A 7,225-nucleotide genomic window follows, 5' to 3' on the forward strand; every position below is an offset into this window, starting at 1 on the left:
CGACGGCCTGCACGCCGTGCTCGACGGTGGCCCCGAGACCGTCTGCCGGATCGACGCCGCGCGCGAGCGTGCGCGCGCCCTGTGCGACGGCCAGTCCGTCGTTGCCGCCTACGAGACAGCCTACCGGCGCGCGCAGGCCGCCGCCGTTCCCGGTCCTGCCGCGGCGACGGTGCCGACGGTTCCCCTGCGCGTGATGCATGTGCTCAACGAGCTGATGCCCTCGGGTGCCGAGGTGATGCTGCGCACCTCCGCCGATCATTGGCCTCAGCATGGCGTGCAGTGCCAGTTGCTCTCGCTCGGTGCCGAGCCCGGCCCGTATGCGGCACCGCTGCGCAAGGCCGGCTATGCGCTGCACCACCTGCCCTTCGAGCCCTCGCTGCGCTTCGTGCGGCGCTTCCAGGAGCGGCTGCGCGCCGAAGGCGTCGACGTCGTGCACCTGCATGTCGAGCGGGCCAGCATGTGGCTGGCGCTGGCCGTGCGGCTGGCCGGCGTGCGCTGCGTCGTGCGCACGGTGCACAACAACTTCCTCTTCCACGGCGGGCTGCGGCTGCGGCGGGTGGTGTCGCGCGCGGTCATGCGACTTCTCGGCACACGACAGATCGCCATCTCGGAGATGGTGCGCGAGACGGAACGCGAACGCTTCGGCAACCCCAGCATGGTGATCCACAACTGGTACGACAGTGCGCGCATCGTGCCGGTCGCCGACGCCCAGCGCCACCAGGCGCGCCACCGGCTGGGCATCGCCGACCCCTGCTTCGTCGTGCTGACCATCGGCAATTGTTCGGCGGTGAAGAACCATGCGTCGCTGATCGAGGCGCTGGCGCAGCTCGACCGCACCGACTGGTGCTACCTGCACATCGGCTGCGAAGAACCCGGGCACCCCGAGCGTGCGCTCGCCGAACAGCTGGGCGTGGCGGACCGCATCCGCTTCCTCGGCCTGCAGCAGGATGTGTCGCCGTACCTGCAGGCGGCCGACCTGTACGCCATGCCGTCGCGGCGCGAAGGGCTGAGCATCGCCTCGCTGGAAGCCATCGGCGCCGGCCTGCCGTCGCTGCTCGGCGATGTGCCCGGCCTGCGCGACCTGCAATCCCACTTCAGTTCGGTGCGGCTGAGCGCGGTGGACGCCGGATCGCTGGCCGCGGCGCTGCGCAGCGCGATGTCGGCGGCGCCGGAGGGCCTGCGTACCGCGGCGCATGCCGATGCCGCGCTGGCGCGCGAGCGATTCGGCGTCGAACGGGGCGTGGCCGCCTATGTCCGGGTGTACGGCAAGCGCCTGCGGCCGGCGCCGACCGAACCGCCGCCACCCCATCCCGACCCGGCGCACAGCGCACTGCCGGCAGGCTGAGCACATGCCGCTGACGAGCCTCCTCATGCTGGGCAGCGCCTTCCTGATGGTGGCGCTGTTCGGGCTGCTGATTCCGCTGCTGGTGGTGGGCAGCCAACGTTCACCGGTGTTCGGCGTGGGCGTGGTCGGGGCGCTGCACCTCGTCGACACCTGGTTCGTCGGTGCGCTCGCCCTGCCCCTGGGCCTGGCCGTCACCCCGTTCGACTTCGCCTTCGTCGTGCTCGCGCTGGCGACGATGGCTCGAGCGCGCCAGCTCCCGCTGGACGACCGCATCGTCCGGCTCTGGCTGGGCGCATGCGTCGTCTGGTTCGCGCTGTTCGCGATCGGTGCCGTGCTGCACAAGACGAAGGCCGGTGTGGAGTACAGGCCCTTCTTCTACCTGTCGGTCGGTGTCACCTACATGCTGTCGTTCCGGATCGACCCGGCAGCGGCGCGCCGGGTACTCGGCAACATCGCGCTGTTCGCCTGCGGCACCCTGCTCATCGCCATGTACCGCTGGGGCATGGACGCGCTGTCGCCCGGGCTGCACTACTGGCAGGAGTCGCCCGGGCAGTTCAATTGGCGAGTTATCAATGCGCAGCAGACCTTCATCCTGGTCGCACTGCTGCTGACCGGCCTGTCGGCGACCATGAACCGCTCGCGCGACATCACGGGCGCATGGTGGCTGCTGACACCGGCCTTCTTTCTCGCCGTCGTCGCCTTGCAGCATCGCACCAACTGGGTGGTCCTCGTCGCCGCGGCGATGGTGCTGCTGGCCGTGCAGCGCAGCCGCGCCGGCAGCCGCAAGGCACTGACGGTCGCGCTGCTGCTGGGGATGCTGGCGGTGGTCGCCGCGGGTTCCATGCTGGGAGGCTTCGGCGAGTCGATCCAGAACTCGGTGGCCGAGCCCTTCAAGCAGAAGAGCACGATCAACTGGCGCTTTGACAGCTGGCGCGAAGTGATTCGCAGTTGGGCAACCGGCGGCCCCGCGGTGTGGCCCTTCGGTTTTCCGTTCGGCAACGGCTGGCGGCGCTTCATCGAGAGTTCCGGTCAGACAGGCCTGTTCTGGGAGGTCTCTCCGCACAGCTTCTACGTCACGACACTGGCCCGCGGCGGCATCGTCGCGCTCGGTCTGGTGGTCACGTCACTGTGCCTGGCGGCCTCGCGACACCTGCGCAGGCAAGGCGGCGGCATCCAGCCCTGGCCCGATGCAGCGCTGATGGTCACGCTGCTCGCCGCGCAGTCGATCTTCTTCATCACCTACTCGATCATTCCGGTGGCCACACTGTTTCTCGGCCTGACACTCGGCACGGCGGTCAGGCCGCAGCGAAGCGAAGCGCCGGCAGTGCGCCGCCAGCCCGGCTGGCGCCTCGATGCGGAGGCGGCATGAAGAACGTGCTCGCCGGATTCCTTCTTGCGCTCGCCGGCCTGGTGCCGCCCCCGCCGGCCGGCGCGCAGCCGGCGCCAACGGCGGCGCGCCTGATCGATCCGCTGTTCTTCGGCATGCACATGAACATGGGCGCTGTCCGTGCGGGCTACGACTGGCCGCACATTCCGTTCGGAACGTGGCGGCTGATTCATGCGAACACCATCTGGGCCCGGCTCGAGCCGGCGCCGGGCCAGTGGCAATGGGAGGTGCTGGACCGCGCCGTCGCCGATGCGCTGGCCCACGGTGTCGAGCCGCTGCTGACGCTGGGCCATGCGCCCGACTGGGCCGCGAAGCGCAAGCCGGGGGCGCCGATCCCTCACGAAGGGCATGCGGCCTTCCCGCCCGCCGACCTGATCGTCTGGAGGCGATATGTCACGGCTGTCGCCGAGCGATACCGCGGCAAGGTCCGCTGGTACGAACTGTGGAACGAACCGCACTTCACCGAGACCGACAAGGTCGACTACGGCTTCTCGGTGAATGACATGGTGGCGCTGGCGCGCGAGGCGCGATCGGCTTTGCGCACGGTGGATGCCGGCAACCGGCTGGTGTCGTTCTCGCCCCCCGGCGCAGAACGTGGCATCCGCCGGCTCGAACTCTTCTTCGAAGGAGGTGGCGGCGCCCACATCGACGCCATCGGATTCCACTTCTACACCACGCCGCCGTCGCCGGAGGCCGTCCTGACACTGGCCGGTCGGCTGCGCGCCGTGGCCGCCCGGCATGGGCTGGCGGCACTGCCGATCTGGAACACCGAGGCAGGCTACCAGACTGAAGACCCGGAGCACGGCATCGCGCCGGGGCGCATCAACCGCCAGGGAGACCGCTACCTGAGCCAGGCGGAGGCCGCTGCCTTCGTGCCGCGCACGCTGCTGATGGCACTGCAGGGCGGCATCGAGCGCTACTACTACTACGGGTGGGCCTTGAAGGGCTACCAGCTCGCCACCGACCGTGGCCGTGTGCCCAGTGCGGCGGGCCTGGCCTATGCCACCAGCCACCGCTGGCTGCTCGGCATGCGATTTCGCGGCTGCCGCCAGCCCGGGCCGATGGTCTGGCGCTGTGCCATCGAGCGCCCGTCCGACGGACAGGCCGCCGAGGTGGTGTGGAGCGTGAGCGACGACAAGCTCCGCGTGCCGGCCGGTGAGGCGCGTTTCGCCGAGACCGTCTACGGCGAGACGCAGCCCCTCGTCGACGGCGAGCCACTCGCCGTCGGCGGCTCGCCGCTGCTGCTCAAGCGCCATGCGACGCGCTGGTCGCTCACGCCATGAGCTGGCGTCAATGGCGTGTCACCTCGCGCGGCCCCACTGCGGCCCGCGCACCCTCCCGCGTGCCTTTGCGATGAGCGCCTCCCCCACCCCGCCCGACCTGGCCGCGCTGGCCGTGCTGATGGCCTGCCACAACCGGCGCGCCAAGACCGAGGCCTGCCTGATCGCGCTGCGCGCCGCCGCGCAGGCGGCCGGGCTGCCCTATGCGCTGTACGTGTTCGACGACGGCAGCACCGACGGCACGTCGGAGGCCGTGCGCGCCGTCGAGCCGCAGGCGCACATCCTGCGCGGCGACGGCTCGCTGTTCTGGAACCGCAGCATGCACGCGGCCTTCGGCGAAGCGATGCGGCAAGGCCATGCTCACTACCTCTGGCTCAACGACGACACCACGCTGCTGCCCGAAGCGCTGTCCGAGCTGGTCTCGACCGGCCGGCGGGGCGGCCCTGCGGAGGTGATCGTGGTCGGCGCCGTGCGCGACCCGGCCAGCGGCCGGCTGAGCTATGGCGGCAGCCGGCGCGTGTCACCGCGCTGGCGGCCGTTTCTCGCCCGCTCGGTCGAACCCAGCGGCGACGCCGCGCCGGTGGACATCATCAACGGCAACGTCGTGCTGGTGCCGCATGCGCTGGCGCTGCGCCTGGGCAACCTCGATCCGGTCTTCGAGCACGCCATGGGCGACACCGACTATGCGCTGCGAGCGCGCCGGGCCGGCATCACCATCCTGCAGACCGGACGCTTCGTCGGCGACTGCAGCCGCAACCCGACGCGCGGCACACTGCGCGATCGCGCGGCGCCGCTGCGCCAGCGGCTGGCCGACGCGTTCTCGCGCAAGGGCTTGCCGCTGCGGTCCTGGTGGACGCTGTGCCGCCGGCATGGCGGCTGGCTGTGGCCGGTGCACTTCACCTGGGGCTACACCAAGGTGATCCTCGGCCGGAGCTGGTGACCGGGATGCGCATCCTGCTGTCCGCATTCGCCTTCGCGCCGAACACCGGCAGCGAGCCGGGCGTGGGCTGGCGCTGGGCCGTCGAGCTGGCACGCGAGCACGAGGTCACCGTCATCACCGACCCGTCGCGCGCAGCGAAGGTCGAACCGGTCCTCGCGGCGCAACCTCTGCCGCGCTTGCGTGTCGAGTACTGGCGCCCCGGCTGGCTGAGACGGATGCCGCTGAACGCACGCACCGCCCACCTGATGTACCTGGCTTGGCAGTTCGGTCTGCTGGTCAAGGCGCGGCAGTTGCAGCGCCAGCAGCCGTTCGACCTGGCGATGCACCTCACCTACGGCGTGTTCCGCCATCCGTGCTTTCTCGGCTACCTGGGCGTGCCCTTCGTGTTCGGGCCGGTGGGTGGCGGCGAGGACGTGCCCTGGGGCCTGAAGCGTTCGCTGGATCGCCGCGAGAAGCTGAAGGAACTGCTGCGCAGTGCGGCGAACGGTATCGCCCGCTGGGATCCCTTCCTGTGGCTGGCGCTGCGACGTGCCGACCTGATCCTGACCAAGACCGCAGACACGCGCGACGCCCTGCCGGCCCCCTGGCGGGCGCAGGCGCTGGTGTTCCCGGAGATCGGCATCGACGCCGCCGCCGGACGCAGTGCACCGCGGCGCGCGCCCGGCGAACCGCTGCGCGTGCTCTTCGCCGGCCGCCTGCTCGGCTGGAAGGGTGTGCACCTCGCGCTGCGCGCAGTGGCCCACGCACTGGCGTCCGGTGCCGACGTTCACTTCACTGTCGTCGGCTCGGGGCCCTGTCGCGACACGCTGCACACACTCGCCGGCAAACTCGGCCTCGGTCCGCAGCGGCTGCAGTGGCGCGAGCACATGCCGCAGGCCGAACTCTTCGCGCTGTATGCCGGCAGCCACTGCGTCCTCTTCCCGAGCCTGCACGACTCCAGCGGCAACGTGGTGCTGGAGGCGCAGTCGTACGGCCTGCCGGTGATCTGCATCGACCGCGGCGGGCCGGCCACGCTGGTCGGCCCGGGCACGGCCCGCGTCGTGTCGACGTCGTCATGCGACGAGGCCGAATTGGTGCAGTCGCTCGGTGCCGCGCTCGTCGAGATGGCCGGCGACGAAGTGCTTCGGCACGCCATGGGGGAGGCCGCGCTCGAGCATGTGCGGCACGCCGGCTGGGCGACTCGCGTGCAGGACGCCATGACCCTGATCCGCCGCGAGCTCGCACCGGCCTTCGCCGCAAGGGCCGTGACATGAACCGGCGGACCAGCACGATTCCCCGTGCCACCGAACCCGAAGTGGCCATCCTTCAGTACCGCCTGCTTCAGTACCGGGTCCCCCTGTTCGAACGCCTGCGCGCCGCCTGCGAATCGCGCGGCCTGCGGCTGCGGCTGGTGCATGGCCAGCCGTCCGCCGCCGAGGCGGTGCGCCGCGACACCGCCACGCTGCCCTGGGCCGATGTGGTGCACAACCGCTTCTGGCACATCGGCGGCAAGGACCTGCTCTGGCAGCCCTTCCCGGCGGCGCTGCGCCGCGCGCGCCTGGTGGTGATGATGCAGGAGAGCCGCATCCTGTCGAACTACCCCTGGCTGTTCGCGCCGGGCAGCCCACGCGTCGCCTTCTGGGGGCACGGCCGCAACTTCCAGAGCACGGCACCCGACGGGCTGCGCGAACGCTGGAAAGCCGGCCTGCGCAATCGCGTCGACTGGTGGTTCGCCTACACCGACTTGAGCGCGCGCATCGTCGCCGACGGCGGCTACCCGGGCGACCGCATCACCGTGCTGGACAACGCGATCGACAACGAGGGCTTCGCCACCGACCTCGCCACAGCCAGGGCTGAACAGGTGGCGGCCTTGCGCCAGCGCATTGGCGCCGAACCGGGCGCACCGGTGGGCCTGTACTGCGGCTCGCTCTACCCGGACAAACGCCTCGACCTGCTCGTGCAGGCCGCCCGGATGGTGCAGCGAGCGCGACCTGACTTCCGGCTCGTCGTGCTGGGCGACGGGCCGAGCCGGCCACTGATCGAAGACGCCGCACGCACACTGCCCTGGCTGCACTGGGCCGGTGTGCAGCGCGGCATCGACAAGGCGGCCTGGTTCCGCGCGGCGGACTGCTATCTCAGCCCCGGCGCCGTCGGCCTGCACGTGCTCGACGCCTTCTGTGCCGGCCTGCCGATGATCACCACCGACAGCGCGCTGCACGGCCCGGAGATCGCCTACCTCGCGTCGGGTCGCAACGGCTTCATCGTGCCGGCCGATGCGGCCGACTACGCGGCCA

General features: G+C 71.0%; 6 protein-coding genes. All 6 read left to right on the plus strand.

Annotation, left to right across the window (positions count from 1 at the left end; all coding sequences use genetic code 11):
- On the plus strand, positions 1–1,345 hold a 1,345-nt coding region (locus AAG801_RS38665; RefSeq protein ID WP_341893190.1), incomplete at its 5' end, for a glycosyltransferase.
- Between the two features lie 4 nt (positions 1,346–1,349).
- The gene (locus tag AAG801_RS38670) at positions 1,350–2,714 is read left to right on the plus strand and encodes an O-antigen ligase family protein (protein ID WP_341893191.1); all 1,365 of its coding nucleotides are present in this window, start codon (positions 1,350–1,352) and stop codon (positions 2,712–2,714) included.
- Positions 2,711–4,015, plus strand: a complete 1,305-nt coding sequence (locus AAG801_RS38675) for a hypothetical protein (protein ID WP_341893192.1) — start codon at positions 2,711–2,713, stop codon at positions 4,013–4,015. The genes AAG801_RS38670 and AAG801_RS38675 overlap by 4 nt, the downstream gene beginning before the upstream one ends.
- Positions 4,016–4,085: 70 nt before the next feature.
- A complete protein-coding gene (locus AAG801_RS38680) occupies positions 4,086–4,952 on the plus strand; it encodes a glycosyltransferase (RefSeq protein ID WP_341893193.1) in 867 nt (288 codons plus the stop codon).
- A 5-nt stretch (positions 4,953–4,957) separates the two neighbouring features.
- Positions 4,958–6,205: a glycosyltransferase family 4 protein gene (locus tag AAG801_RS38685; RefSeq protein ID WP_341893194.1), complete on the plus strand. Its 1,248-nt coding sequence runs from the start codon at positions 4,958–4,960 to the stop codon at positions 6,203–6,205.
- A partial coding sequence (locus AAG801_RS38690; protein WP_341893195.1) for a glycosyltransferase occupies positions 6,202–7,225 on the plus strand: 1,024 nt, incomplete at its 3' end. The genes AAG801_RS38685 and AAG801_RS38690, both read left to right, overlap by 4 nt.

The sequence above is a fragment of the Variovorax sp. YR752 genome (genome assembly GCF_943372545.1).

What these genes read in the sequence shown, in the direction of transcription:
- AAG801_RS38675 (WP_341893192.1), top strand. Translation starts at nt 2,711, where the DNA reads ATGAAGAACGTGCTCGCCGGATTCCTTCTTGCGCTCGCCGGCCTGGTG.
- AAG801_RS38680 (WP_341893193.1), top strand. Translation starts at nt 4,086, where the DNA reads ATGAGCGCCTCCCCCACCCCGCCCGACCTGGCCGCGCTGGCCGTGCTG.
- AAG801_RS38670 (WP_341893191.1), top strand. Translation starts at nt 1,350, where the DNA reads ATGCCGCTGACGAGCCTCCTCATGCTGGGCAGCGCCTTCCTGATGGTG.
- AAG801_RS38685 (WP_341893194.1), top strand. Translation starts at nt 4,958, where the DNA reads ATGCGCATCCTGCTGTCCGCATTCGCCTTCGCGCCGAACACCGGCAGC.